21 protein-coding genes are annotated in these 26334 nt (G+C 60.2%); 11 read left to right on the top strand and 10 right to left on the bottom strand.

Translation table 11 applies throughout. From position 1 onward, the window contains the following. Window positions 1-17: 17 nt before the first annotated feature. The 3 genes from ngg to mnmC all read right to left on the bottom strand — a co-directional run bounded on the left by ngg (window position 18) and on the right by mnmC (window position 5650). On the bottom strand, window positions 18-1766 hold the full coding sequence (ngg, locus tag AC1RL4_RS21385) for an N-acetylglutaminylglutamine synthetase (protein WP_493120102.1): 1749 nt from the start codon (window positions 1764-1766) through the stop codon (window positions 18-20). A 3-nt stretch (window positions 1767-1769) separates the two neighbouring features. Next, the gene (locus tag AC1RL4_RS21380) at window positions 1770-3542 is read right to left on the bottom strand and encodes an N-acetylglutaminylglutamine amidotransferase (protein ID WP_019582600.1); all 1773 of its coding nucleotides are present in this window, start codon (window positions 3540-3542) and stop codon (window positions 1770-1772) included. 122 nt (window positions 3543-3664) lie between these two features. Then, a complete protein-coding gene (gene mnmC / locus AC1RL4_RS21375) occupies window positions 3665-5650 on the bottom strand; it encodes a bifunctional tRNA (5-methylaminomethyl-2-thiouridine)(34)-methyltransferase MnmC2/FAD-dependent 5-carboxymethylaminomethyl-2-thiouridine(34) oxidoreductase MnmC1 (protein WP_493120099.1) in 1986 nt (661 codons plus the stop codon). A gap of 320 nt (window positions 5651-5970) precedes the next feature. Here mnmC and pap point away from each other — a divergent pair, with 320 nt between their 5' ends. Then, complete coding sequence (gene pap / locus AC1RL4_RS21370) at window positions 5971-7494, top strand: polyphosphate:AMP phosphotransferase (RefSeq protein WP_028938966.1); 1524 nt, start codon at window positions 5971-5973, stop codon at window positions 7492-7494. Between the two features lie 105 nt (window positions 7495-7599). After that, entirely contained in the window at window positions 7600-8784 is a 1185-nt protein-coding gene (locus AC1RL4_RS21365; protein ID WP_019582597.1) for a thiolase family protein, read from the top strand. Window positions 8785-8852: 68 nt separating this feature from the next. Here the strand turns inward: AC1RL4_RS21365 and AC1RL4_RS21360 are convergent, their stop codons facing one another. Further along, window positions 8853-9056, bottom strand: a complete 204-nt coding sequence (locus AC1RL4_RS21360; protein WP_018929870.1) for a DUF6316 family protein — start codon at window positions 9054-9056, stop codon at window positions 8853-8855. A 201-nt stretch (window positions 9057-9257) separates the two neighbouring features. Here AC1RL4_RS21360 and AC1RL4_RS21355 point away from each other — a divergent pair, with 201 nt between their 5' ends. After that, window positions 9258-10217 (top strand): DMT family transporter, encoded by a 960-nt coding sequence (locus AC1RL4_RS21355; RefSeq protein WP_019582596.1) that lies wholly within the window; start codon window positions 9258-9260, stop codon window positions 10215-10217. A gap of 131 nt (window positions 10218-10348) precedes the next feature. Here the strand turns inward: AC1RL4_RS21355 and AC1RL4_RS21350 are convergent, their stop codons facing one another. Next, window positions 10349-11743 carry a class II fumarate hydratase gene (locus AC1RL4_RS21350; protein WP_028938968.1) on the bottom strand — a complete coding sequence of 465 codons (1395 nt, stop codon included), beginning with the start codon at window positions 11741-11743 and terminating at the stop codon, window positions 10349-10351. Window positions 11744-11935: 192 nt separating this feature from the next. Between AC1RL4_RS21350 and AC1RL4_RS21345 the strand changes: the two genes are divergently transcribed. The 7 genes from AC1RL4_RS21345 to AC1RL4_RS21315 all read left to right on the top strand — a co-directional run bounded on the left by AC1RL4_RS21345 (window position 11936) and on the right by AC1RL4_RS21315 (window position 19776). Continuing rightward, window positions 11936-12466 carry a DUF2059 domain-containing protein gene (locus tag AC1RL4_RS21345; RefSeq protein WP_433785641.1) on the top strand — a complete coding sequence of 177 codons (531 nt, stop codon included), beginning with the start codon at window positions 11936-11938 and terminating at the stop codon, window positions 12464-12466. A 12-nt stretch (window positions 12467-12478) separates the two neighbouring features. After that, on the top strand, window positions 12479-12778 hold the full coding sequence (locus AC1RL4_RS21340) for a BolA family protein (protein WP_007939900.1): 300 nt from the start codon (window positions 12479-12481) through the stop codon (window positions 12776-12778). Between the two features lie 103 nt (window positions 12779-12881). Further along, window positions 12882-13823, top strand: coding sequence for an oxygen-dependent tRNA uridine(34) hydroxylase TrhO (trhO, locus tag AC1RL4_RS21335; protein ID WP_018929865.1), 942 nt, complete (start codon window positions 12882-12884; stop codon window positions 13821-13823). A 36-nt stretch (window positions 13824-13859) separates the two neighbouring features. Continuing rightward, entirely contained in the window at window positions 13860-14462 is a 603-nt protein-coding gene (locus AC1RL4_RS21330; RefSeq protein ID WP_196808877.1) for a DsbA family protein, read from the top strand. Beyond that, a complete protein-coding gene (locus AC1RL4_RS21325) occupies window positions 14455-16281 on the top strand; it encodes an ABC transporter ATP-binding protein (RefSeq protein WP_018929863.1) in 1827 nt (608 codons plus the stop codon). Before AC1RL4_RS21330 ends, AC1RL4_RS21325 begins: the two co-directional genes overlap by 8 nt. Before the next feature lie 196 nt (window positions 16282-16477). Beyond that, the gene (locus AC1RL4_RS21320) at window positions 16478-18937 is read left to right on the top strand and encodes an EAL domain-containing protein (RefSeq protein WP_028938970.1); all 2460 of its coding nucleotides are present in this window, start codon (window positions 16478-16480) and stop codon (window positions 18935-18937) included. 77 nt (window positions 18938-19014) lie between these two features. Beyond that, complete coding sequence (locus AC1RL4_RS21315) at window positions 19015-19776, top strand: iron-containing redox enzyme family protein (RefSeq protein ID WP_218584820.1); 762 nt, start codon at window positions 19015-19017, stop codon at window positions 19774-19776. 84 nt (window positions 19777-19860) lie between these two features. On the opposite strand, the gene AC1RL4_RS21310 is transcribed toward AC1RL4_RS21315, so the two are convergent. The 5 genes from AC1RL4_RS21310 to AC1RL4_RS21290 form a co-directional block, all read right to left on the bottom strand. Further along, the gene (locus AC1RL4_RS21310) at window positions 19861-20787 is read right to left on the bottom strand and encodes a GGDEF domain-containing protein (protein ID WP_019582591.1); all 927 of its coding nucleotides are present in this window, start codon (window positions 20785-20787) and stop codon (window positions 19861-19863) included. A gap of 374 nt (window positions 20788-21161) precedes the next feature. Further along, the gene (locus tag AC1RL4_RS21305; protein WP_007939907.1) at window positions 21162-21902 is read right to left on the bottom strand and encodes a YciK family oxidoreductase; all 741 of its coding nucleotides are present in this window, start codon (window positions 21900-21902) and stop codon (window positions 21162-21164) included. 207 nt (window positions 21903-22109) lie between these two features. Further along, window positions 22110-22781 carry an N-acetylmuramic acid 6-phosphate phosphatase MupP gene (gene mupP / locus AC1RL4_RS21300; RefSeq protein WP_018929859.1) on the bottom strand — a complete coding sequence of 224 codons (672 nt, stop codon included), beginning with the start codon at window positions 22779-22781 and terminating at the stop codon, window positions 22110-22112. Window positions 22782-22785: 4 nt separating this feature from the next. Next, on the bottom strand, window positions 22786-23484 hold the full coding sequence (ubiG, locus tag AC1RL4_RS21295) for a bifunctional 2-polyprenyl-6-hydroxyphenol methylase/3-demethylubiquinol 3-O-methyltransferase UbiG (RefSeq protein WP_018929858.1): 699 nt from the start codon (window positions 23482-23484) through the stop codon (window positions 22786-22788). 71 nt (window positions 23485-23555) lie between these two features. After that, on the bottom strand, window positions 23556-24890 hold the full coding sequence (locus tag AC1RL4_RS21290; RefSeq protein ID WP_019582590.1) for a TRZ/ATZ family hydrolase: 1335 nt from the start codon (window positions 24888-24890) through the stop codon (window positions 23556-23558). 108 nt (window positions 24891-24998) lie between these two features. Between AC1RL4_RS21290 and mtnA the strand changes: the two genes are divergently transcribed. Beyond that, window positions 24999-26075: an S-methyl-5-thioribose-1-phosphate isomerase gene (gene mtnA, locus AC1RL4_RS21285; protein WP_204124571.1), complete on the top strand. Its 1077-nt coding sequence runs from the start codon at window positions 24999-25001 to the stop codon at window positions 26073-26075. The last annotated feature ends 259 nt before the right edge of the window (window positions 26076-26334 follow it).

Here is a 26334-nt window from a genome sequence, read left to right as displayed (position 1 = left end):
GTACAGACAACACATCACTAAGGGACTGCCGGCTGACTATGCGCAAACAACAAGTCCACAAACCGCTCGGCCGTCGGCTGCGGTTCATGGTTGGCCAGGCCGGCGCGTTCATTGGCTTCGATAAACACGTACTGCGGCTGGTCGGCGGCCGGAACCATCAGGTCGAGCCCGACCATCGGAATATCCAGCGCTCGCGCCGCGCGCACCGCCGCGTCCACCAAGGCTGGATGCAGAATCGCCGTGACGTCTTCAAGGATGCCGCCGGTATGAAGATTCGCCGTGCGCCGCACGAACAAGTGCTCGCCGGCCGGCAGAATGCTGGCGTAGTCATAACCCGCCGCCTGTAAGGTGCGTTGGGTCTCCTGATCCAGCGGGATTTTGCTTTCGCCGCTGGTTGCCGCCTGACGGCGACGACTCTGGGCTTCGATCAGCGCACCGATGGAATGCTGACCATCGCCCACCACTTCCGCCGGCCGGCGAATGGCAGCTGCGACCACCTCGAAGCCGATCACCAGAATCCGCAAATCGAGGCCTTCGTGAAAACTTTCCAGCAGCACTCGACTGTCGAATGCGCGAGCGTTTTCGATGGCTTGCTGGACCTCCTCAATGCTGCGCAAATCCACCGCCACCCCTTGACCCTGTTCACCGTCCAGCGGTTTGACCACCACCCGTTCGTGCTCGTCGAGAAACGCCAGATTGTCGTCCGCGCTTCCCGCCAGTTGTTGGGCGGGCAGTTTGAGGCCGGCGTTTTTCAGCACCTTGTGAGTCAGGCTTTTGTCCTGGCACAAGGTCATGCTGATGGCGCTGGTCAGATCGCTCAGGGATTCGCGGCAACGCACCCGACGACTGCCGTGGATCAAGGTAAACAGACCGGCTTGCGCGTCATCCACCTGCACCTCAATACCGCGCCGATGAGCCTCTTCGACGATGATCCGCGCATACGGATTGAACTCGGCTTCGGGGCCGGGGCCGAGAAACAACGGCTGGTTGATGCCGTTCTTGCGCTTGATCGCAAAGGTCGACAAGTTGCGAAAACCGAGTTTGGCGTAAAGATTCTTCGCCTGAAGGTTGTTGTGCAGCACCGACAGGTCCAGGTAACTCAGCCCACGGCTCATGAAGTGTTCGATCAAGTGCCGCACCAGCACTTCACCGACGCCTGGGCGGGAACATTGCGGATCCACCGCCAGGCACCACAGGCTGCTGCCGTTTTCCGGATCGTTGAATGCCTTGTGGTGATTGAGGCCCATGACGCTGCCGATAATCGCGCCGCTGTCCTCGTCTTCCGCCAGCCAGTACACCGGGCCGCCCTGATGATGGGGCGTCAGCAAACCTGCATCGATCGGCAGCATGCCGCGAGCCTGATACAGCTGATTGATCGCCTGCCAGTCCGCCTCGCTTTGCGCCCGACGAATGCGAAAACCGCGAAACACCCGGGTGGCCTGACGGTAATCGCTGAACCACAGGCGCAAAGTATCGGACGGGTCGAGAAACAGTTGCGCCGGTTCCAGCCCCAGCACTTGCTGGGGCGCTGCGACGTACAAGGCGATGTCCCGCTCACCGGGTTGCTCATTGAGCAACTCTTGGGCGAGGCTCGCCGCATCGGGAAAGGTATGGCCGATCAGCAACCGGCCCCAACCGCAATGTACGGCGATGGGCGCGGCGCTCAATGCACTGCCGTCTTCGGCCAGGCGTGCCTGCAAGCGTTCGTAGGAGGGGGCCTGACCGCGCAACAGGCGTTGGCTGTAAACCGTGGCGTGGGGTTTCATCGATCAGATTCCTTGTTCACTGAGCCACAGGTTCAGGGCCGCCAATTGCCACAGCTTGGAGCCGCGCAACGGCGTTAACTGGCCTTGCGGATCGGTCAGCAGGCGGTCGAGCATGGCGGGATTGAACAAGCCGCGATCCTGGCTCGGGTCGAGCAGCAGTTCACGTACCCAGTTCAACGTGTCGCCCTGCAAATGCTTGAGGCCGGGCACCGGGAAGTAGCCTTTTTTGCGATCGATCACTTCGCTCGGAATCACCAGCCGCGCCGCTTCTTTCAACACTTGCTTGCCGCCATCCGGCAGTTTGAATTTGCCCGGCACCCGCGCCGACAATTCCACCAGGCGATAGTCGAGAAACGGCGTGCGCGCTTCCAGGCCCCAGGCCATGGTCATGTTGTCGACGCGTTTGACCGGGTCGTCCACCAGCATCACGGTGCTGTCCAGGCGTAGGGCTTTGTCCACCGCCGCGTCGGCACCGGGCTGTGCGAAATGTTCCTTCACGAAGTCGCCGGCGGCATCGTTGGCTGTCAGCCATTTCGGCTGCACTGTGGCGGCATAGTCGGCATAGCTGCGGTCGAAAAACGCATCGCGATATGCCGCATACGGATCGCTCGCGCCGTCCACCTGCGGATACCAGTGATACCCGGCGAACAACTCGTCCGCACCCTGGCCGCTCTGCACCACTTTGCAATGCTTGGCCACTTCCCGGGACAGCAGGTAGAAGGCAATGCAGTCATGGCTGACCATCGGCTCGCTCATGGCGCGGAACGCTGCCGGCAGTTGCTCGATGATCTCTTGTTCGTCGATACGCAGTTGGTGATGCCGGGTGCCGTAGTGTTTGGCGATCAGGTCCGAATACTGAAATTCATCACCGCGTTCGCCACCGGCATCCTGGAAACCGATGGAAAAGGTCGACAAGTCTTCGACCCCGACTTCGCGTAACAGCCCCACCAACAGACTCGAATCGACACCACCGGACAGCAGCACACCGACATCCACCGCCGCCCGTTGACGGATTGCCACCGCTTCACGGGTGCTGTCGAGCACGCGATCGCGCCAGTCTTCGAGGGTCAGATTCAGTTCGTCGGCATGTGGGCCGTAGGGCAGGGTCCACCAGGTTTTCTGCTCGGTGGTGCCGTCGGCTTCGATACGCATCCAGCTCGCCGGGGGCAGTTTTTCGATGCCCGCCAGCAAGGTGCGCGGGGCCGGGACCACCGCGTGGAAGTTCAGGTAATGATTGAGCGCCACCGGATCGAGGATCGGGTTGATGTCGCCGCCCTTGAGCAATGCCGGCAATGCCGAGGCAAAGCGCAGGCGCTGGCCGGTGCGCGACAGGTACAGCGGCTTCACACCGAGACGGTCGCGGGCGATGAACAGACGCTGGGCGTCACGTTCCCAAATGGCGAAGGCGAACATGCCGTTGAGCTTGGGCAACAGCGCTTCACCCCAGGCGTGATAGCCCTTGAGCAGCACTTCGGTGTCGCCACCGGAGTAGAAGGCATAACCGAGGCTTTCCAGCTCGGTGCGCAGTTCCGGGAAGTTGTAGATGGCGCCGTTGAAGGCCAGGGACAGACCCAGTTGGTTATCGATCATCGGCTGCGCCGAGCCGTCCGACAGGTCCATGATTTTCAGGCGCCGATGGCCCAGGGCAATCGGGCCTTGGCTGTGGAAGCCCCACGCATCAGGGCCGCGAGGGGCCAGGTGATGGGTGATTCGTTCAATGGCTGCGAGGTCTGCAGGCTGATGGTCGAAACGTAATTCTCCAGCTAATCCGCACATAAGTCCTTACCGGTTTTTCCGTTGGGGAGGGTCAATCGATACCTCGCCAAAACGGCGGGTACCCGAAAACTGACCCATGTGAATCCCTGGAGTTTTAGACCGATAAGTTATAAGTCTATGGATCAGACTTTTCCGCGGATCAACTGGCGCAAGGCAAAACGGTTGGGATGGCAGGCCTCGGCCACGGTTTTGGGCAAGGGCAAAGGCTCGTTCTCAAGCCAGGCCGCCAACAGTTCGCCGGACAATGGCGCGGTGATCAAACCGCGAGAACCATGGCCGCTGTTGACGTAAAACCCATCAAGCCACGGGCAGGGCACATCGGGCACTTGCCGGGCATCTTTGCTCAGCGCGGCATAGGCATTGGCGAAGCTGGCCTGATCGGCCAACGGTCCGACGATCGGCAGGTAATCGGGACTGGTGCAGCGGAACGCCGCGCGCCCTTCAAGCTGCTGCGGGTCCAGGTCTTGAACATGCAGGCGGGTGACCAGGTCGGTGGAGATTTCTTCGAGCAACGCCAGGTTGCCGAGGTGCTCGGCGACAGTCGGGGCCAGATCGTCACTCTTGAAATCGAAGCTGGCGCCAAGCGTGTGTTCGCCCAGACGTGCCGGTGCCACATAGCCTTCGGCGCAGACGACGGTCGCCAGGCTCTGGCTTTCAGGGGTTTGCGCCAGTCGGGTGATCTGGCCGCGAATGCGTTTGAGCGGCAGCTCGGCGCTCTGGGGAAAACGCTTGATCTCGGCGGCGCCGGCCAGAATCACCACAGGCGCGCTGGCCAGCAGTGTCTCGCCGTCCCAGGCCTGCCATTGATCATCGACCTTGCGCAGTTCCAGCACCTCGCGATGGGGCAGCCACTGAATGTTCGTTGAAGACGCCTGCCACTGGCACAACGCAGGAGGATGAACCCAGCCGCCTTCGGGGAAGAACAGGCCGCCGTGCTCCAGTTCGATGCCGGTCCGGGCCTGTGCTTGCGGTTGATCGAGCAGGTGTACCAGGTCTGGCGAAAAAGCGGCGGCCAATTGCGTCTGACGCTCGGCTTCCTTGGCATTGAAGGCCAGTTGCAAGACCCCGCAATCGTCCCAGTCGACGCCGCGCTGCAATTGTTCCAGCAGGCGCCGGGTGTAACCAAAACCGCTGACGATCAATTGCGATAACGCCGTGCCGTGGGCCGAAAGCTTGAGGTACAGCACGCCTTGAGGATTGCCCGAGGCTTCCTGCGCCAGTGCTTCGTGGCGCTCCAACAGGCTCACTTGCCAACCCCTCGCGGCGAGACTGGCGGCGCTGGCGCAACCGGCCAGCCCGGCACCGATTACCAGGGCGGCGCGGCGCTCGCCAGTCGGCGGAGTTGGGCGAGCGAACCAGGGTTTAGTCGCGGCAGGTCGTGCGGTCTCTTCGGGCCAGCCAAGAAAGGTGCCCCGCAGGATCTCCCACTTGTGACCGATGCCTGGCGTGCGTTTCATCTTGAAGCCTGCGGCGTTCAACAGGCGGCGTACCCAGCCGGTGCTGGTGAAGGTGCTGATGGTCGAGCCGGGTGCCGCCAAGCGGGCCAGTTCGGCAAACAGTTCGGCGGTCCACATGTCGGGGTTTTTCGCCGGGGCGAAACCGTCGAGAAACCAGGCGTCGATCTGCGCGTCCAGTTGCGGCAACTGCTCCAATGCATCACCAATCAGCAGGGTCAGGGTGACGCGGCCGTTGCCCAGCACCAGCCGCTGAAAGCCTTGATGGATCGCCACGTATTGCGCCAGCAGTTGATCGGCGAACGGCTTGAGATCCGGCCATAACGCCAGGGCCCGTTGCAGATCGGCGGTGCTCAGCGGGTACTTTTCGACACTGACAAAATGCAGCCGCGCACCGGCCACTGCGTGCTGTTCAAACAACTGCCAGGCACAGAGGAAATTCAGCCCGGTGCCGAAACCGGTCTCGCCAATCACCAGTCGCCCACCCGCCGGCAATGCGGCGAAGCGGTCGCGCAAATCGTTTTGCTCCAGAAACACGTAGCGGGTTTCTTCAAGGCCCGACTGGTCGGAAAAGTACACATCATCGAACACCCGCGAACGCGGGCGACCTTGGTCGTCCCAGTCGAGCTGGGCGTGGGGCAATACAGGTTTCATGGCAGGCTCGGCAACGGCAAGACCGCCATTCTAGCCGATCGCCACGGTGGTGCTTGATCCGTGGCAAGTGCCACATTCGGGGGGCAGGGAGAATCGTCGTTTTGTGGCGAGGGAGCTTGCTCCCGCTCGGGTGCGAAGCAGCCGCAAGTTGGTTGTCTATGTAGCACCGGAGTACATGTTTTCTGATATCGGGACGGCTTCGCCGTCCAGCGGGAGCAAGCTCCCTCGCCACAGGGTTCGTATCAGTCTCAAGGATGGATTTGTCCTACGCATGAGACGCCAATCCGCTAGTCTTGCTCAATCCTGGAAGGAGTGTCTCCATGTTCGAATCCGCCGAAATCGGTCATGCCATTGACAAAGAAACCTATGAAGCCGAAGTGCCGGCCCTGCGTGAAGCCTTGCTCGAAGCGCAGTTCGAACTTCGGCAGCAACACCGTTTTCCAGTGATCATTTTGATCAACGGCATCGAAGGGGCCGGCAAGGGCGAGACGGTCAAGTTGCTCAACGAATGGATGGACCCGCGCCTGATCGAGGTCCGCACCTTCGACCAGCAGACCGACGAAGAGCTGGCTCGACCACCCGCCTGGCGCTACTGGCGGATGCTCCCAGCCAAGGGGCGCATGGGGATTTTCTTCGGTAACTGGTACAGCCAGATGCTGCAAGGGCGGGTTCATGGTTTGTTCAAGGATCCGCGACTCGATCAAGCCATCAACGGCGCCGAACGGCTGGAGAAGATGTTGTGCGACGAAGGCGCGCTGATCTTCAAGTTCTGGTTTCACCTCTCCAAGAAACAAATGAAAGCGCGGCTCAAGGCGCTGAACGACGATCCGCTGCACAGCTGGCGCATCAGCCCGCTGGACTGGCAACAATCCGCGACCTACGACAAGTTCGTGAAGTACGGCGAACGGGTACTGCGCCGCACCAGCCGCGACTACGCGCCGTGGCACGTGATTGCTGGCCTGGATGCGCGTTATCGCAGCCTGGCGGTCGGCAAGATTCTGCTCGAGGGCCTGCAGAGCGCGCTCAAGAGACCCAGGATTCACCCGCACAAAGTCAGTGCCGCGCCCTTGTCTCCCAGCGTCGATCACGTGAATCTGCTCGACAGCCTGGACCTGACCCTGAACCTGGACAAGGACGATTACGAAGAGCAACTGATTACTGAGCAGGCACGGTTTTCCGGGCTGATGCGCGACAAACGCATGCGTCGTCACGCGTTGATCGCGGTGTTCGAGGGCAACGACGCGGCAGGCAAGGGCGGGGCGATCCGTCGGGTGGCCGCGGCACTCGACCCACGTCAGTACAACATCGTGCCGATCGCCGCGCCTACCGAAGAAGAACGGGCGCAGCCGTATCTCTGGCGGTTCTGGCGGCATATTCCGGCGCGGGGAAAATTCACTGTGTTCGATCGTTCCTGGTATGGCCGGGTGCTGGTGGAGCGCATCGAGGGTTTTTGCAGCGAGGCGGACTGGTTGCGTGCCTACAGCGAGATCAACGACTTCGAAGAGCAGCTCGACGATGCCGGGGTGATCGTGGTCAAGTTCTGGCTGACCATCGACAAACAGACTCAGATGGAGCGCTTCCAGGAGCGCGAAGAGATCCCCTTCAAGCGTTTCAAGATCACTGAAGACGACTGGCGTAACCGCGACAAGTGGGACGATTACCGCGCCGCAGTCGGCGATATGGTCGACCGCACCAGCACCGAGGTATCGCCCTGGACCCTGGTGGAAGCCAACGACAAGCGCTGGGCGCGGGTCAAGGTATTGCGCACCCTCAATGAGGCGCTGGAAGCAGCATTCGAAAAGTCCGACAAACGGGAGAAGAAACTGCAAAAGCGCAAGCGCTGAGCCGATGGTTACGCATACGCGGGGTGAATGATTGTCGCGGTCAGTCATGAGTCGGACTTATGCTCGGTCCAACTCCCGACTGACAACAACAATGAGGTGTATGCCATGCGTGAAGTGGTGATCGTCGACAGCGTGCGGACCGGCCTGGCCAAATCCTTTCGCGGCAAGTTCAACATGACCCGTCCCGACGACATGGCGGCCCACTGTGTCAACGCGCTGCTCACGCGCAATGACGTCGACCCGGCCAGCGTCGAGGATTGCATCGTCGGCGCCGGTTCCAACGAAGGTGCCCAGGGTTACAACATCGGTCGCAACGTCGCGGTGCTGTCGCACCTGGGCATCGGCACGGGTGGCATGACCCTTAACCGCTTCTGTTCGTCGGGCTTGCAGGCCATCGCGATTGCCGCCAATCAGATCGCTTCCGGTTGCAGCGACATCATCGTCGCCGGCGGTGTCGAGTCGATCAGCCTGACCATGAAAAGCGTCAACACCGACCACCTGATCAACCCGCTGCTGAAAGAGCAGGTGCCAGGTATCTATTTCCCCATGGGCCAGACGGCCGAGATCGTCGCGCGTCGTTACAGCGTCAGCCGTGAAGAGCAGGATCTGTACGCCCTGCAAAGCCAGCAACGTACCGCTCTGGCGCAGGCCGCCGGGTTGTTCAACGATGAGATCGTGCCGATGGCGGTGAAGTATCGCGTTGAAGACAAGACCACCGGCCAAGTGCAGATCCTCGACGGCATTGTCGATCACGACGACTGCAACCGCCCCGACACCACCCTGCAAAGCCTGGCGGGGTTGAAACCGGTATTTGCCGAAGACGGCTCGGTGACCGCCGGCAACTCGTCGCAGCTGTCTGACGGTGCTTCGATGACACTGGTGATGAGCCTGGAAAAAGCCCTGGCGCTGGGGCTCAAGCCCAAAGCCTTCTTTCGCGGTTTCACCGTGGCCGGGTGCCAGCCGGACGAGATGGGCATCGGCCCGGTGTTCTCGGTGCCGAAGTTGCTCAAGGCCAAGGGGTTGCAGATTGCCGACATTGATTTGTGGGAGCTCAACGAAGCGTTCGCCTCGCAATGCCTGTACAGCCGCGACCGACTGGAGATCGACAACGACAAATACAACGTCAATGGCGGCTCGATTTCCATCGGCCACCCGTTCGGCATGACCGGTTCGCGTCAGGTCGGGCACATCGTGCGCGAGTTGCAGCGGCGTAACCTGCGTTACGGCATCGTCACCATGTGCGTGGGGGGCGGGATGGGGGCTACGGGGTTGTTTGAGGCGGTGCGTTAATTCCGTGAGGTCGCCTTCGCGGGCAAGCCCATGCTATCCCGTGGGAGCGAGGCTTGCCCGCGAAGCAGTCACCTCGATGACATGTTCATGCTCAAAACCTGCATCCGCTCGATATAAGCCTGGATCTCCTTCTCGGCCGTCGCCGCATTATCGAACGGCCCCTCCAGGGTCTGTTCCCGGGTGGTGAAATACAACTCCCCATTGACACGACACAACCGGTCACAGCGAAAGTGCGTGGTGGGGGCGGTGTCCTGGGCGCGCATGCCGTACATGGGCGATCTCCTGCAGAGGGCGGTTTCAATGAGCTTATGCATGAACCCTTTGCAACGCCCGGCGAGCTGATCGACGGCATCCCGTCAATGTCATGGTGCGACCTGCACAGTTTCATTCGCGGCCCGAGGGCAACTGTCCCTGTGTCGCGCTCCGGTCTGAGCCTAGAATGAGCATTCTTGCCAATGGGCTTCGGGGTCAGCATGCATATTTCATCGGGTCGCTGGGTGTACGGTTTATTCCTGGCCTTGCTGACCGCGTTGTTGTGGGGAATTCTGCCGATCAAACTCAAGCAAGTGCTGCTGGTGATGGACCCGATAACGGTGACCTGGTTTCGCCTGATGGTGTCCGGCGGGTGCCTGTTCATATATCTGGCGGCGACCAGACGCTTGCCGAGTCGCAAAGTCCTCGGCCCGCGCGGTGGCTGGTTGGTGTTGATGGCGGTACTCGGACTGGTCGGCAACTACGTGCTGTACCTGATGGGCCTGAACCTGCTCAGCCCCGGCACCGCGCAGCTGGTGGTGCAAATGGGTCCGATCATGTTGCTGATCGCCAGTCTGTTCGTGTTCAAGGAGCGTTTCAGCGTGGGGCAGGGGATTGGCCTGCTGGTGCTGCTGATCGGCTTTGCACTGTTCTTCAATCAGCGCTTGGGCGAGTTGCTCACCTCCCTGACCGATTACACCGCGGGTGTGCTGATGGTGCTGTTGGCGTCGACGGTCTGGACCTTCTATGCCTTGGGTCAGAAGCAGTTGCTCACGGTGTGGAATTCGTTGCAGGTGATGATGGTGATTTACCTGTTCTGCGCGCTGTTGCTGACGCCGTGGGTGCATCCGCTGGAAGCACTGCAACTGAGCCCGCTGCAAGGCTGGCTGCTGCTGGCGTGCTGCTTGAATACCCTGATCGCGTATGGTGCCTTCGCCGAAGCCCTGGCCCATTGGGAAGCTTCGCGGGTCAGCGCGACGCTGGCGATCACGCCGCTGGTGACTTTTGCCGCGGTGGCCGTGGCGGCCTGGTTGTGGCCTGACTTTGTGCATGCCGAAACGATCAACGGTCTGGGTTATGGCGGGGCGGTGCTGGTGGTGCTCGGGTCGGCGCTGGTGGCGTTGGGGCCATCGTTGATCGCCGGGCTCAGGGCACGGCGGGTGCGGATGGCAGCCAGTTAGACCGCGTTATCGTTCATCGCGGGCAAGCCACGCTCCCACAGGTTTTGGGTCGCTCACGGGTGTTGTGATTGACACAAATCCTGTGGGAGCGTGGCTTGCCCGCGATGACTGACTGTCGGGCGCTAGAGAACTCAGCCCTTGGCACCTGCCTCCAGCATATTCTCCGGCCTCACCCACGTATCGAACTCTTCATTGGTCAGATACCCCAACTTCAACGCCGCCTCACGCAGTGTCAGCCCCTCGCTGTAGGCCTTCTTGGCAATCTCGGCTGATTTGTCGTAGCCGATGTGCGGGTTCAGCGCCGTCACCAGCATCAAGCCTCGTTCCAGATGCTCGGCCATTTTCTCGGCATCCGGTTCCAGGCCGGCGATGCAATGCTGCTGGAAGTTGCTGCAGCCGTCGCCCAGCAAGCGGATCGATTGCAGCAGGTTGTGGATGATCACCGGTTTGAACACGTTCAATTGCAGGTGCCCCTGACTGGCGGCAAAACCGATGGCGACGTCGTTGCCCAACACCTGACAGGCCAGCATCGACAACGCTTCGCACTGGGTCGGGTTGACCTTGCCAGGCATGATCGAGCTGCCCGGCTCGTTGGCCGGCAGTTTCACCTCGGCAAACCCGGCTCGTGGTCCGGAGCCCAGCACGCGCAGGTCGTTGGCGATTTTCATCAGGGTCACGGCGAGGGTTTTCAGGGCGCCGGACAGCGTGGTCAGTGGCTCATGACCGGCCAGTGCGGCGAATTTGTTCGGCGCGGTGACGAACGGCAGGCCGGAGAGGGCGGCCAGTTCGGCGGCGATCGCTTCGCCAAAACCGTGGGGTGAGTTCAATCCGGTGCCGACCGCGGTGCCGCCCTGGGCCAGTTCACAGACCGCCGGCAACGCGCTGCGGATCGCCCGCTCGGCGTAATCCAGTTGTGCGATGAACGCCGAGAGTTCCTGACCGAATGTAATCGGCGTGGCGTCCATCATGTGGGTACGACCGGTCTTGACCAGTTTCATGTGCCGCGCGGACAGCTCCGCCAAACCGCCGGACAACTCAGCGATCGCCGGCAGCAAATGCTGTTGCACCGCCTGAACCGTCGCGATGTGCATGGCCGTGGGGAAGCAGTCGTTGGAACTCTGGGAACGGTTGACGTGATCGTTGGGGTGCACCGGGCTCTTGCCACCGCGCGGGTTGCCGGCCAGTTCGTTGGCGCGACCGGCGATCACTTCGTTGACGTTCATGTTGCTCTGGGTGCCGCTACCGGTCTGCCAGACCACCAGCGGGAACTGGTCGTCATGTTGGCCGTCGAGCACTTCGTCGGCCGCTTGTTCGATCAGGCGGGCGATGTCGGCGGGCAGGTCGCCATTACGATCGTTGACGCGTGCCGCGGCTTTCTTGATCAGGGCCAGGGCATGCAACACAGCCAGCGGCATGCGTTCGTTGCCAATGGCGAAATTAATCAGCGAGCGTTGCGTCTGAGCGCCCCAGTAAGCGTCATCCGGGACTTCCACCTGGCCCAGGCTGTCGGTTTCGATACGGCTCATCATGCACACTCCTGTAGGTCTGATAGCGCAGTTTAGGCTGTGATCGCCGGTCGTGGTTCCATCAGTCTGGAATTTGACCGTTCAACCCCTCTAAATCAGTCGCGACAAGGCTTGGGGTTGAGCGACACACTTTTTTAGGCGCAGAATGGTCGCCCTTGGGGTTATACCTCGCCTGCTAGAAAAGGAAACTCGATGACTCGTCTTCGTGCCATCTGTACCGCGGTTGCACTGGTTTGCGCCAGCGGCCAGGTTTTTGCCGATACCGCCAGCCACAACGCCAGTGCCGAAGCTTTCCTGACCCTGGCGCACGCTGACAAACTGGGCACTCCGGTGTACATGCAAGTGCAGCAAATGTTCGCTCAGCGCTTTGAACAGACCAAAGCCCCTGAGTCGAAGAAAGCCGTTCTGGAAACTTATCAGGCCAAGGCCAACGCAGCGCTGGACGCAGCCATTGGCTGGAACAAGCTGAAGCCGGACATGGTCAAGCTCTACACCACCAACTTCAGCGAATCCGAGCTCAAGGATCTGGTGGCGTTCTACCAGTCGCCACTGGGCAAGAAAGTCCTGGAAAAAATGCCGCAGCTGACTCAGCAATCGGCCCAGATGACTCAAGCCAAGCTGGAAAGCGCGGTGCCTGTGGTCAACAAACTGCTGGCAGACATGACTAACGAGCTGGATCCTAAAGCCGGCGCCGTTGCTCCTGCAGCCAAGAAAAAGCCTTAAGCGGAGCCGGGTATGACCATGCAACAACGCATCGAATCGACGCTGGGGCTGCTGCAGCCCGAGCACCTGCAAGTACTGGATGAAAGCCACATGCACAGCCGTGGGTTGCAGACCCACTTCAAGGCGGTGGTGGTCAGCCGGCAGTTCGAAGGGCTCAATCGCGTCAAGCGTCACCAGAAGGTGTACGGCACTTTGGGCGAACTGATGGGCGAGTTCCATGCGTTGGCGCTGCATACCTACACGCCGGAGGAATGGGCGCAGATCGACGCGGCTCCGGCCTCGCCGACCTGTGCTGGCGGCAGCAAGCATTAACCCTTGGTTTTTTGCTAGAATCCGCAACGCGCCGCTCACCCGGCGCGTTTTTTTTTCGCATCCGGTTCACCCCTTACGAGGGTAGCCACCTGGAGAATTACCCATGACACAACAGATTGTCGTGGCGGCACTGTATAAGTTCGTCACCCTGGAAAATTACGTTGATCTGCGCGAGCCACTGCTGCAAGCGATGATCGACAACGGCATCAAAGGCACGCTGCTGATCGCCGAAGAAGGCATCAACGGCACCGTGTCCGGCAGCCGCGAAGGCATTGACGGGCTGATGGCCTGGCTCAAGAACGACCCGCGCATGGACGACATCGACCACAAAGAGTCGTACTGCGACGAACAGCCGTTCTACCGCACCAAAGTCAAACTCAAGAAAGAAATCGTCACCTTGGGCGTTGAAGGCGTGGACCCGAACAAAAAGGTCGGCACCTATGTGGATCCGCAGAACTGGAACGCGCTGATCAGCGATCCGGAAGTGCTGTTGATCGACACCCGCAATGACTACGAAGTCTCGATCGGCACCTTCGAAGGCGCCATCGATCCGAAGACCACCAGTTTTCGCGAATTCCCCGACTACATCAAAGCCAACTTCGACCCGGCCGTGCACAAGAAAGTCGCGATGTTCTGCACCGGCGGCATTCGCTGTGAGAAGGCGTCGAGCTACATGCTCAGCCAGGGTTTCGACGAGGTCTATCACCTCAAGGGCGGCATCCTGAAGTACCTCGAAGAGGTGCCGCAGGAAGAAACCAAATGGCAGGGCGACTGTTTCGTGTTCGATAACCGCGTGACCGTTCGTCACGATCTCAGCGAAGGCGACTACGATCAATGTCATGCCTGCCGTACGCCCGTCAGCGTTGAAGACCGCGCATCCGAGCACTATGTGGCCGGCATCAGTTGCCCGCATTGCTGGGATAAGCTGAGCGAGAAAACCCGTCGCAGTGCCATCGACCGGCAGAAGCAGATCGAACTGGCCAAGGCGCGCAACATGCCGCACCCGATCGGTTACAACTACAAGCAATCCGCTTCCGAGGCTTGAACCATGTCTGCACGCCTGCTCTATGTGATGGATCCGATGTGTTCCTGGTGCTGGGGCTTCGCTCCGGTGGCCAAAGCGCTGGTTGAGCAGGCGCAGGCGGCGGGTGTGGAGTTGCATCTGGTGGTGGGTGGTTTGCGCACCGGCAGTGGCGCGGCGCTGGAACCGACCACCCGGCGCTACATTCTTGAGCACTGGCAGGCGGTTCACGAGGCCACCGGCCAGCCGTTCAAATTTGAAGGCGCGTTGCCCGACGGGTTTGTCTACGACACCGAGCCTGCCTGTCGGGCGCTGGTGACCGCGCGCAGCCTGGCGCCGGATTGCGCCTGGACACTGCTCGGGCTGATCCAGCACGCGTTCTACACCGAAGGTCGCGATGTCACTCGTGCCAGCGTGTTGGTGGAGCTGGCGGAGAAGGCCGGTTTGCCGCGCATCGAATTTGCCGCAGCCTTCGACCGTGCCGATCAGCACGCTGCGACCGCCGCCGATTTCACTTGGGTCCAGGACTTGGGCATTGCCGGTTTCCCGACCTTGCTGGCAGAGCGCAATGGTCAATTGGCGCTGCTGACCAATGGCTATCAGCCCCTGAGCGAGTTGTCACCGTTGCTCGGCCGCTGGCTGGAGCGCGCTGCCTGTGCATGATCTGCCCGATGATGCAGCAGCTCCCAAACGTGTCGATCGGCTGAGCTGGGCGGAAATCCGCCGCCTGGCCCTTCATCATAAAAAATCCCTGTGGATCGCCAACGGCGTTGCGGTATTGGCAACGCTGTGCAGCGTGCCGATCCCGTTGCTGTTGCCGTTGCTGGTGGACGAAGTGCTGCTGGGCCACGGTGACGTTGCGCTGAAAGTCATGAACCACGCGCTGCCCGACGTCTGGCAGAAAGCCGCGGGTTATATCGGCCTGATGCTGCTGGTGACCCTGGCGCTGCGTTGCGCCGCGTTGTTGTTCAACGTGGTGCAGGCGAAATTGTTTGCGGCGCTGGCCAAGGACATCGTGTATCGGATTCGGGTGCGGTTGATCGACCGGCTCAAGCGCATCTCGCTGGGCGAATACGAAAGCCTGGGCAGCGGCACGGTGACCACGCACCTGGTCACCGACCTGGATACCCTGGACAAATTCGTCGGCGAAACCCTCAGTCGTTTCCTCGTGGCGATGCTGACGCTGGTGGGCACCGCATCGATCCTGATGTGGATGCACTGGAAACTCGCGCTGCTGATTCTGCTGTTCAACCCGCTGGTGATCTACGCCACGGTGCAGTTGGGCAAGCGGGTCAAACATCTGAAGAAGCTCGAGAACGACAGCACCTCACGCTTCACCCAAGCCTTGACCGAAACCCTGGACGCCATCCAGGAAGTGCGAGCGGGTAATCGTCAGGGCTTTTTCCTCGGACGGTTGGGGCAGCGAGCGCGGGAAGTGCGCGATTACGCGGTGAGCTCGCAGTGGAAAACCGATGCATCGAACCGGGCCAGCGGTTTGCTGTTCCAGTTCGGCATCGATATTTTCCGCGCCGCAGCCATGCTCACCGTGCTGTTTTCCGACCTGTCCATCGGCCAGATGCTGGCGGTGTTCAGCTACCTGTGGTTCATGATCGGTCCGGTGGAGCAGCTGCTCAATCTGCAGTACGCCTTTTACGCCGCCGGCGGTGCGCTGTCGCGGATCAACGAGTTGCTGGCCCGTGCCGACGAGCCGCAATACACCGGCAGTGTCGATCCGTTCCAAGGGCGCGACACGGTGGGCATCGAAGTGCAGGGGCTGAGTTTCGGCTACGGCGACGAGTTGGTGCTGAACCAAATGAACCTGTCGATTGCCCCCGGTGAAAAAGTCGCGATTGTCGGCGCCAGCGGGGGGGGCAAAAGTACTCTGGTGCAGTTACTGTTGGGCCTGTACACGCCGCTGGCCGGGACCATCCGTTTCGGTGGTTCGACTCAGCAAGAAATCGGCCTGGAAACTGTGCGCGAAAATGTCGCCGTGGTCTTGCAACATCCCGCCCTGTTCAACGACACCGTGCGCGCCAACCTGACCATGGGCCGCGAACGCAGTGACGAAGCCTGCTGGCAGGCACTGGAAATTGCTCAGCTGCACCACACGGTGCGTGCATTGCCCAACGGTCTGGACAGTATCGTCGGGCGATCCGGTGTGCGTTTATCCGGCGGGCAGCGTCAACGCTTGGCGATTGCCCGAATGGTGTTGGCCGAGCCCAAAGTGGTGATCCTCGACGAAGCCACGTCCGCATTGGACGCGGCCACCGAATACAACCTGCACCAGGCGCTGGCGCGGTTCTTGAGCCACCGCACCACGTTGATCATTGCGCACCGATTGTCGGCCGTGAAGCAGGCCGATCGAGTGTTGGTGTTCGATGGCGGGCAGGTTGCCGAGGATGGCGACCATCAGCAGTTGATTGCCGATGGTGGTTTGTACGCCAAGCTTTATGGGCATTTGCAGCAAATTCAACGACCTTGAACTTTGTACGGTTTTCTGCGCTTAGTGTTTGAGCGGTCCCGAGGAATTTTGGCGTTTTTTGCGCTCTGTCTGGCCAGACAATCGGATTGCAGTGGTGTGCTCGATGATTCGAAGTGTCGGAAATTAGCCTAGTCTGTGCTGTCAGGTGCGGGATTTATTTGGGTGTTCATCCGGCAATGCTTATGCAAGGGACCTCATGAAGCAAAAACGGACTCTCGGAACGCCACGGCTGTTGGGCATCGTCTGGCCATTTATCGCCGTTGTGTTGTTTCAGGCATTGTTGGGCGGCGTCAGTCTTTACGTTCTTTCAGCGGTTCGTGGCTACGTCGGCGGTGAGAGCCTGTGGTCCAAGGGCCAGAAAGACGCCATCTATTACCTCAATCTCTACGCCGACAGTCGCGACGAGACGATTTTTCTCAAATACCAGAACGCGATTGCCGTGCCTCAGGGCGGCCATGAGTTGCGTATGGCGCTGGATCATCAGCCACCGAATATCGAGGCCGCGCGGCTCGCGATTCTCAAGGGCGGCAATCACCCGGACGACGTCCCCAGCCTGATTTGGCTGTACCTCAATTTCCGGCATTTCAGTTACCTGGAAAAAGCCATCGAACTCTGGACGATCGGTGACGAGTACCTGGTGCGGCTCGATGACGTCGCACGGGAAATGCATCAGGGTATTGTCGATAACCAGGCCACCGATGCCGATATCAAGCACTGGAAGGCGCAGATTTTGGCCATCAACGATGGCGTGACGCCCCCTGCCAAAGCGTTCAGCGATGCCTTGGGCGAGGGCTCGCGCATGATTCTCCGGCTGCTGCTGGCGACGAACCTCGCCACCGCGCTGGGCCTGATCGTGCTGGCCTTGCTGCGTACCCACAAACTGCTCGAACAACGCCATGCCTTCGCCGATGCCTTGCAGTTGGAGAAAGACCGGGCGCAGATCACCCTGCAATCGATTGGCGACGGGGTGATCACCACCGACGTCGAGGGCGCGATTGCCTACATGAACCCGGCCGCCGAGGCCTTGACTCACTGGAAGGCCGAACAGGCGACGGGGTTGCCATTGGCGGCGCTGTTCAATCTGCTGGACGAGAACGCTCAGGCCGACGGTTTTACCTTGATCGAACACATTTTGAGCGGCCAGCTCAGTGGCGGTAGCGAACATTCCAAACTGATCCAGCGACTGGATGGCAGCACGGTTTCGGTCACCTTGGTCGGTGCGCCGATCCGCAATGCGGGCAAGGTCAGTGGCACCGTGCTGGTGCTGCATGACATGACCCAAGAGCGGCAGTACATCGCCAATTTGTCCTGGCAGGCGACCCATGACGCCTTGACCGGGCTGGCCAACCGCCGCGAATTCGAATATCGCCTGGAACAGGCCCTGCATGGCCTGATGCGACAAGCGGGGCGTCACGCCTTGATGTTCCTCGATCTGGATCAATTCAAACTGGTCAACGACACCTGCGGTCATGCTGCCGGCGATGAGTTGTTGCGGCATATTTGTGCGTTGCTGCAGTCAGGATTGCGCGAAGGCGACACCCTGGCCCGATTGGGGGGTGACGAGTTCGGCATTCTGTTGGAAAACTGTGCGCCGGAAGCGGCTGAGAAAATTGCCGAAGTCCTGCGCCAGACTGTGCAGAACCTGCATTTTGTCTGGAAAGGCCGGCCGTTCGTGACCACGGTGAGCATTGGTCTGGTGCACGTCACTCAGAGTCCGGCCACCCTCGAAGCCTCGCTGCGAGCCGCTGATATGGCCTGTTACATGGCCAAGGAAAAGGGCCGCAACCGGGTTCAGGTCTATCACGCCGACGATTCGGAACTGTCCCTGCGCTATGGTGAGATGGCCTGGGTGCAACGCCTGCACATGGCGTTGGAGGAGGACCGCTTTTGCCTCTACTCCCAGGAAATCGCGCCTCTGGGTCTTGGCGAGCGGGACGGCGGACATATCGAAATCCTGCTGCGCCTGCATGACGAAGCCGGGCGCATGATTCTACCGGACAGTTTCATTCCGGCCGCCGAGCGTTATGGTTTGATGACGTCGCTTGACCGCTGGGTGGTGGAGAACGTTTTCAAGGTCATTGCCCAGGCCATCGCCCAAGAGGGCGAAGAGCCGCTGGCCATGTGTGCGATAAATCTGTCAGGTATTACTATCGGAGATGAGGCGTTTCTGGACTTCCTTCGTGAACAGTTTGTTGCATATTCAATTCCACCTGAAATGATTTGTTTTGAAATTACAGAAACCAGTGCGATTTCCAATTTGCCTAGCGCAATTAGATTTATTAATGAACTCAAAGGCTTAGGTTGCCACTTCTCATTAGATGACTTCTGCGCCGGTATGTCCTCATTCGCTTACTTGAAACATTTACCTGTAGACTTCCTGAAGATCGACGGGAGTTTCGTAAAGGATATGCTGGACGACCCGATTAACCGCGCCATGGTCGAAGTGATCAATCACATCGGGCATGTCATGGGTAAGCGTACGATTGCCGAGTTCGTTGAAACACCTCAGATCGAGCAGGCATTGCTGGAGATCGGGGTGGATTACGCTCAAGGGTATCTGATTGAACGCCCGCATCTGTTTACCTGCGACAGTTTACAAAGTCGTCCTGCCAGGCCACGGCCTTTGTTATTCAAGGCGCCCGGCACGTTCCGTTGAAATCTCTTGTTGATCTGAAAATCACAATCAAAAGGAGCGCGACAGTGATCGACACATTCAACAGAACCGGACCCCTCATGGAAGCTGCAAGTTACCCCGCCTGGGCTCAGCAATTGATTCAGGATTGCAGCGAGAGCAAGCGCCGCGTCGTCGAACATGAACTGTACCAGCGGATGCGCGATAACAAGCTCAGCGCAAAAACCATGCGTCAGTACCTCATTGGTGGCTGGCCGGTGGTCGAACAGTTCGCCTTATACATGGCACAGAACCTGGCCAAGACCCGTTTTGCACGCCACCCTGGCGAAGACATGGCGCGTCGCTGGCTGATGCGCAATATTCGCGTCGAACTGAACCATGCCGATTACTGGGTGCACTGGAGCCGTGCTCACGGCATCAGCCTGGAAGATTTGCAGGCGCAACAGGTTGCCCCTGAACTTCACGCCTTGAGTCACTGGTGCTGGCACACCAGTTCGTCGGACTCGCTGATCGTGGCTATCGCCGCCACCAACTATGCCATCGAGGGTGCTACCGGGGAGTGGTCGGCGCTGGTCTGTTCCAGTGGCGTCTATGCGGCATCGTTCCCCGAGGAAGATCGCAAGCGGGCCATGAAGTGGTTGAAGATGCACGCCCAGTACGACGATGCCCATCCTTGGGAAGCGCTGGAAATCATCTGCACCCTGGCGGGGCTGAACCCGAGCAAATCCCTGCAAATGGAATTGCGCCAGGCGGTCTGCAAAAGTTACGACTACATGTACCTGTTCCTGGAGCGATGCATGCAGTTGGAACTGGCAGCAAAAGCCCCGGTAGTCCGTGAGCGGATGGCGTTGGCCGAGAGCTGATCCGAAGGCTACACAAAACAACTGTAGGAGCTAGCCTGTGTGGCGAAGGGACAAGCCCCCTCGCCACGCATTTGATGGGCTGACTCAGCCCGCCATCGCCAACCGGTTACGCCCCTCGCGCTTGGCCACATACAGCGCACTGTCGGCTCGTCGCAACAGGCTCTCGGCAGACTCGCCGGGCAGCAGGGTCGAGCAACCCAGGCTGACCGTCAGTTCGATGGCCTTGCCTTCGGCCACATAGTCCTGAGCCTGCGCAGCGAACCGCAGTCGTTCGCCGACCATGGCCGCGGCTTCCCGGCTGGTGTTGGACAGCAAGATCATGAATTCTTCGCCTCCAAACCGGAACACCATGTCCACGTTACGCAACTGGCTTTTGATCGAGGCTGCGACGGCCTTGAGCACTTCATCGCCGGCGCTGTGCCCGTAGGTGTCATTGATTTGTTTGAAGTGATCGATGTCCAGCATCAGCAGCGACAGGGGCTGTGAGTGTCGGCGCGACATCTCGATTTCCCGTTGCAGCGTCTGATCCATCGCGATGCGATTGCCGGTGTCGGTCAGCGGGTCGCGCAAGGCGCTTTGGGTGGCGGCACGGTAGAGCAGGGCATTGCGCATCGGGTAGAGAAGCGCTGATAACAGCGATTCCAGATGGCCTTGCTCCTCATCGCTGAAACGCTGATTGCGACGGAACACCAGTTCACCCAATTGCTCGCCTTCATGACTGAGGCTGTAGCTGATCGAATGATGACCTCGCTGGCCGAACTGCAGGCGCAAGTCGCTGGGCTGATGCTCATAATTCAAGGCATCCAGCGGTACAAGGCGCTGAATTTCACGGAAGAAAAGTCCGAGAATGCGTTGCGGCTCAAGACTGGTTTGCAGTTGCAGGCCCAGCTCCTGACGCAATTGCGCAAGACTGACGGGCCGCTCCAGAAGGGGAGGCTGCTGACCAAAGCCCAGGCGTTGCAATTTGGCGCTGTCGAAGTCAATTGCGTTGGTCTGGGAAGGCGATTTCATATGGCGTGAGCCCCTAAACAGTAAGACTGTCTTACAGGCTGGGTGAGAGCGGCTTTGGGCTGCGCGTCATACTGGTCCATCAGTCCCGTAGGACATTTGGCACGAGTTTAGTCCGCTTTGCCGAAGATTAGTAACCTCTCGGCTCAAGCTCTGCCCCGTCTGCTTTCACACGGCGTGTCTGAGCAAAATTAGAGCGAAAGTCGTGCCATTCAGTTCAGTCGGCTAAAAAGCGTTCTAAATCAACAAGGTTGGGGAGGTTACGAAGGATGGTGTCGAGGATGTTGACATTTATTTGACTTGAATCAGCTGCAGTTATCACCGGCTTTGTATGCCGCGACGGGAAGTCGTCGCGGCACAAAAGCGACGCACGGGCATTACTGAGCGTCGAACGCCTGACCGTTGATGCCGGTACTGTCCGGCCCCATCAAGTAAAGGTAGACCGGCATGATCTCCTCGGGTGTCGGGTTGTTCAGCGGATTTTCCCCAGGGTAGGCCTGAGCACGCATGCTGGTGCGGGTGGCGCCGGGGTTGATGCTGTTGGAGCGCACGGGGGCGACGGTGTCTACTTCGTCGGCCAGGGTTTGCATCAGGCCTTCGGTGGCGAACTTGGACACGCCGTAAGCGCCCCAATACGCACGACCCTTGCGACCGACGCTGCTGGAGGTGAACACCACCGAGGCGTCCTGCGACAGTTTGAGCAGCGGCAGCAGGGTGCTGGTGAGCATGAACATGGCGTTGACGTTGACTTGCATGACGCGCATGAAGTTCTCGCCGGACAACTGCTCGATCGGCGTGCGTGGGCCGATGATCGACGCGTTGTGCAGCAAGCCGTCGAGGTGGCCGAATTCGGTTTCGATCATGGCCGCCAGTTCATCGTATTGGTGGGGCAGGGCGGTTTCCAGGTTGAACGGGATCACTACCGGTTGTGGATGCCCGGCCGCTTCGATTTCGTCGTAGACCTGAGTCAGATTGGCTTCGGTCTTGCCCAGCAGCAACACGGTGGCGCCATGAGCGGCGTAGGTTTTCGCGGCGGCAGCACCGATGCCTCGGCCAGCGCCGGTGACCAGGATGACCCGGTCCTTGAGCAATTCAGGACGGGCGGAATAATCAAACATAAAAAACCTCACAACAATTCAACGTAGGCATGCATCGCATCTGTGGCAAGAGCGCTTATTGTGGCGAGGGGGCTTGCCCCCGTTGGGTCGCGAAGCGGCCCTCCATTCGCTACCTTCAGCCAGACCGTGTTCTCTGGATTTACGACTGCTTCGCAGCCGAACGGGGGCAAGCCCCCTCGCCACAAATGCTTCCTGTTGTCAGTCAGATCAGCAACTGCACAAAGCGCTATCCAGCACCAGGCGCAACTCCATTGGATGATCGACCACCACATCCGCGCCCCAATGCCGCGGGTTATCCTCCGGATGAATGTAGCCGTAGGTCACGGCGGCTGTTCTGGTGCCGGCATCGCGGCCGGATTCGATATCGCGCAGGTCGTCGCCGACGAACAGCACGCTGGCCGGATCGAGGTCGAGCATCTTGCACGCCAGGATCAACGGCTCCGGGTCCGGTTTGCTGTTCTTCACGTGATCCGGGCAGATCAGCAGCGCCGAACGCTCGGCCAGCCCCAATTGCTGCATGATCGGCTCGGCGAAGCGCAGCGGTTTGTTGGTGACCACGCCCCAGATCAGGTTGGCCTTCTCGATGTCGGCCAGCAATTCGCCCATGCCGTCGAAGAGCTTGCTGTGCACCGCGCAACCTTTGACATAGCGCTCCAGAAATTCCAGGCGCAGCTCCTCGAAGCCAGGCGATTCCGGGTCCATCGAGAAAGTCACCGCGACCATCGCCCTGGCGCCGCCGGAGATCTCGTCACGGATGTGCTTGTCGTTCATCGGCGGCAAACCACGCTCAGCACGCATCGCCTGGCAGATGGCGATGAAATCCGGCGCGGTGTCGAGCAGGGTGCCGTCCATGTCGAAAAGAACTGCTCTGATACGCATCGGCTTACTCCTCGCGCAGGGTCTGGATCATGTAGTTGACGTCGACATCGGATGCCAGTTTGTAGTGCTTGGTCAGCGGATTGTAGGTCAGGCCGATGATGTCTTTGACGGTCAGGCCGGCCATGCGACTCCAGGCACCGAGCTCGGAAGGGCGGATGAATTTCTTGAAGTCGTGAGTGCCACGCGGCAGCAGCTTCATGATGTATTCGGCGCCGACGATGGCGAACAGATAAGCCTTCGGGTTGCGGTTGATGGTGGAGAAGAACACCTGGCCGCCAGGCTTGACCATGCGGAAGCAGGCGCGGATCACCGAGGATGGATCCGGAACGTGTTCAAGCATTTCCAGGCAGGTGACCACGTCGAATTGCTCAGGCATTTCTTCGGCCAGGGCTTCGGCGGTGATTTGCCGGTATTCGACATTCACACCGGATTCCAATTGATGCAATTGCGCGACCGCCAGCGGCGCTTCGCCCATGTCGATGCCCATTACGGTGGCGCCGCGCTGGGCCATGGCTTCGCTGAGGATGCCGCCGCCGCAACCGACGTCGAGGACTTTCTTGCCGGCCAGATTGACGCGCTCGTCAATCCAGTTGACCCGCAGCGGGTTGATGTCGTGCAGCGGTTTGAACTCGCTTTCGCGATCCCACCAGCGATGGGCCAGGGCTTCGAATTTGGCGATTTCGGCGTGGTCGACGTTGCTCATGGTGTCAGTCCTCTAAAACTTGAAAAATTCTGTTGCCCCGGTTTTGGTCCAGGGTGCTTACAATTCGGTGCTTACGATTCGGTATGGCCGCTGATGCGCTGGCCCCAGGCCTTGGCGGTGGCGCACAGTTGCGCTTCATCCAGGCGGGTCAGGCGGCGGTCGTCGAGCAGTTGTTTGCCGGCGACCCAAAGGTGTTTCACGCAGTCGCGGCCAGTGGCATATATAAGTTGCGAAACCGGGTCGTAGACCGGTTGCTGCGCCAGGCCCGACAGGTCGAACGCGACGATGTCTGCCGCTTTGCCGACTTCCAGCGAACCGGTTTGCGCTTCGATTCCCAGCGCACGGGCGCCATTGAGCGTGGCCATGCGCAGGGCGCGATGGGCGTCCAGCGCGGTGGCCGAGCCGGCGACAGCCTTGGCCAGCAATGCGGCGGTGCGGGTTTCACCCAGCAGGTCCAGGTCATTATTGCTGGCCGCGCCATCGGTGCCGACCGCCACATTCACCCCGGCCTGCCACAAACGCTCGACCGGGCAGAAGCCACTGGCCAGCTTCAGGTTCGACTCCGGGCAATGAATCACATTGGTGTTACTTTCTACCAGCAGCGCCAGGTCTTCATCGCTGATCTGGGTCATGTGAACGGCCTGGAAGCGCGGCCCGAGCAGGCCCAGGCGGCCGAGGCGGGCCAGCGGGCGTTCGCCGCGTTGCTCCACCGACTGCTGCACTTCGAAGGCGGTTTCGTGGACATGCATGTGAATCGAGGCATCCAGTTCTTCGGCGATCACCCGGATTTTTTCCAGGTTTTCGTCGCCCACGGTGTACGGGGCATGGGGGCCGAAGGTGACTTTGATCCGTTCGTGATGCTTGAGATCGCCGAATAATTCGACGCCCTGACGAATGGCTTCATCTGCCGTGCTGGCGCCTGGAATCGGGAAATCGAGGATCGGAATGGCGATCTGGGCGCGAATGCCGCTGTTATGTACGCGTTCGCTGGCGACCTTCGGGAAGAAATACATGTCAGAGAAACAGGTGATGCCACCTTTGATCTGTTCGGCGATGGCCAGGTCCGTGCCGTCGCGTACGAAAGCCTCGTCGACCCATTTGGCTTCGGCCGGCCAGATGTGGTTTTCCAGCCAGGTCATCAGCGGCAGATCGTCGGCCAGGCCGCGGAACAGCGTCATTGCTGCATGCCCGTGGGCATTGATCAGGCCCGGGCTGAGCAGCATGCCCGGCAATTCGCGCACTTCGGTTGCGTTAAGCTTCAAGGCTGCTGCGCGAGGGCCGATAAACACAATACGACCATCGCGGATACCCAAGGCATGCTCTTTAAGGACCACGCCAGCCGGTTCGACGGGTACCAGCCAGGTCGGCAGCAATAATAGGTCGAGCGCAGCGGTGGGGGTCGGCATCGAGAGTCGGTTCCAGTGCTTTTGTAAAGGATGGCGAAGTATACCCGAGCGTCTTCGCGGGGGGATCGCTATAATCGGTGGCTTTTGTTCATGAGTGCGGGGTGTGGGATGCGCGATCGACTGTTGGCTGCGGAGAAGGTGAAGGCCATCGATTGGCGTGATGGCGCACTGTACCTGCTGGATCAGCGTATTTTGCCGTTCGAGGAAACCTGGATTGCCTACACCAGCGCTGCCGGTGTGGCCGAAGCCATTCGCTCGATGGTGGTGCGCGGTGCGCCGGCCATTGGCATCAGCGCTGCCTATGGCGTGGTGCTGGCGGCTCGCGCCCGATTTGCCGAGGGTGGCGACTGGCAAGCGGCGCTGGAAGAGGATTTCGCGCTGCTGGCCGACTCCCGTCCAACCGCAGTCAATCTGTTCTGGGCCTTGGGTCGCATGCGTGAGCGGCTTGAGCGCCTGAGGGAGCACGCCGATCCGCTGTCGGTGCTGGAAGCCGAAGCCATCGCCATCCACGAAAGTGATCGCGAAGCCAACCTGACCATGGCTCAGTTGGGCGTCGACCTGATCCGCAAACATCAAGGCAACGCCCAGGCGATCCTCACGCACTGCAACACCGGCGCGCTGGCCACCGGTGGTTTCGGCACGGCGCTGGGGGTGATTCGCGGGGCGTTCATCGAAGGCATGGTCGAGCGCGTCTACGCCGACGAAACCCGGCCATGGCTGCAAGGTTCGCGATTGACTGCGTGGGAATTGGCCAATGAGGGTATTCCGGTGACCCTCAATGTCGACTCCGCTGCTGCGCACATCATGAAAACCAAGGGTGTGACCTGGGTGATCGTCGGCGCCGACCGGATCACTGCCAATGGCGATGTGGCGAACAAAATCGGTACCTACCAGTTGGCGGTCAACGCCATGCACCACGGCGTGCGCTTCATGGTGGTGGCGCCGAGTTCGACCATCGACATGAACCTGGCCAGTGGCGAAGAGATTCCTATTGAAGAGCGTGATGGCCGCGAGTTGCTGGAAGTTGGCGGCAAGCGGGTGGGGGCGGATGTGGAAGCGTTCAACCCGGTGTTCGACGTGACCCCGGCCGACCTGATCGATGCGATCGTCACCGAAAAAGGCATCGTCGAGCGCCCGGACACTGCGAAAATGGCCCAATTGATGTGCCGCAAGCGTCTGCATTGATGATCTGTATTGCCTGAAAGGACGCCATCGCGGGCAAGCCTGCCCCCACAGGTATAAGTGAGCACCGCTGAACCCTGTGGGAGCGTGCTTGCCCGCGAAGAGGCCCGGAAACACAATGAATCAGGCCCGAATCAGGCCTGAATTCTTCATTCGATGCTGCTCTAAGCCCCTCTCGTCTCCTTCAAGCCTGTCACCGGTCAACTAACTATGCTCCATGCGCATCTGGGGGATAGGTGCGTGGCGGCTCTTGTGATAACAT

It is taken from the genome of Pseudomonas sp. GW822-FHT07A10 (assembly GCF_058798795.1).
The sequence above is the reverse complement of the archived record's forward strand: the minus strand, read 5'-3'. Positions and strand labels throughout refer to the sequence as shown.

Bases quoted from the DNA above. Each gene is read 5' to 3' on its own strand.
- AC1RL4_RS21330 (WP_196808877.1), top strand. From the start codon at position 13,860: ATGTGTTCCTGGTGCTGGGGCTTCGCTCCGGTGGCCAAAGCGCTGGTT.
- AC1RL4_RS21350 (WP_028938968.1), bottom strand. From the start codon at position 11,743: ATGAGCCGTATCGAAACCGACAGCCTGGGCCAGGTGGAAGTCCCGGAT.
- AC1RL4_RS21345 (WP_433785641.1), top strand. From the start codon at position 11,936: ATGACTCGTCTTCGTGCCATCTGTACCGCGGTTGCACTGGTTTGCGCC.
- ngg (WP_493120102.1), bottom strand. From the start codon at position 1,766: ATGAAACCCCACGCCACGGTTTACAGCCAACGCCTGTTGCGCGGTCAG.
- mupP (WP_018929859.1), bottom strand. From the start codon at position 22,781: ATGCGTATCAGAGCAGTTCTTTTCGACATGGACGGCACCCTGCTCGAC.
- AC1RL4_RS21310 (WP_019582591.1), bottom strand. From the start codon at position 20,787: ATGAAATCGCCTTCCCAGACCAACGCAATTGACTTCGACAGCGCCAAA.
- pap (WP_028938966.1), top strand. From the start codon at position 5,971: ATGTTCGAATCCGCCGAAATCGGTCATGCCATTGACAAAGAAACCTAT.
- AC1RL4_RS21360 (WP_018929870.1), bottom strand. From the start codon at position 9,056: ATGTACGGCATGCGCGCCCAGGACACCGCCCCCACCACGCACTTTCGC.
- mtnA (WP_204124571.1), top strand. From the start codon at position 24,999: ATGCGCGATCGACTGTTGGCTGCGGAGAAGGTGAAGGCCATCGATTGG.
- AC1RL4_RS21355 (WP_019582596.1), top strand. From the start codon at position 9,258: ATGCATATTTCATCGGGTCGCTGGGTGTACGGTTTATTCCTGGCCTTG.
- AC1RL4_RS21320 (WP_028938970.1), top strand. From the start codon at position 16,478: ATGAAGCAAAAACGGACTCTCGGAACGCCACGGCTGTTGGGCATCGTC.
- AC1RL4_RS21380 (WP_019582600.1), bottom strand. From the start codon at position 3,542: ATGTGCGGATTAGCTGGAGAATTACGTTTCGACCATCAGCCTGCAGAC.
- AC1RL4_RS21315 (WP_218584820.1), top strand. From the start codon at position 19,015: ATGGAAGCTGCAAGTTACCCCGCCTGGGCTCAGCAATTGATTCAGGAT.
- ubiG (WP_018929858.1), bottom strand. From the start codon at position 23,484: ATGAGCAACGTCGACCACGCCGAAATCGCCAAATTCGAAGCCCTGGCC.
- AC1RL4_RS21340 (WP_007939900.1), top strand. From the start codon at position 12,479: ATGACCATGCAACAACGCATCGAATCGACGCTGGGGCTGCTGCAGCCC.
- trhO (WP_018929865.1), top strand. From the start codon at position 12,882: ATGACACAACAGATTGTCGTGGCGGCACTGTATAAGTTCGTCACCCTG.
- AC1RL4_RS21365 (WP_019582597.1), top strand. From the start codon at position 7,600: ATGCGTGAAGTGGTGATCGTCGACAGCGTGCGGACCGGCCTGGCCAAA.
- mnmC (WP_493120099.1), bottom strand. From the start codon at position 5,650: ATGAAACCTGTATTGCCCCACGCCCAGCTCGACTGGGACGACCAAGGT.
- AC1RL4_RS21290 (WP_019582590.1), bottom strand. From the start codon at position 24,890: ATGCCGACCCCCACCGCTGCGCTCGACCTATTATTGCTGCCGACCTGG.
- AC1RL4_RS21305 (WP_007939907.1), bottom strand. From the start codon at position 21,902: ATGTTTGATTATTCCGCCCGTCCTGAATTGCTCAAGGACCGGGTCATC.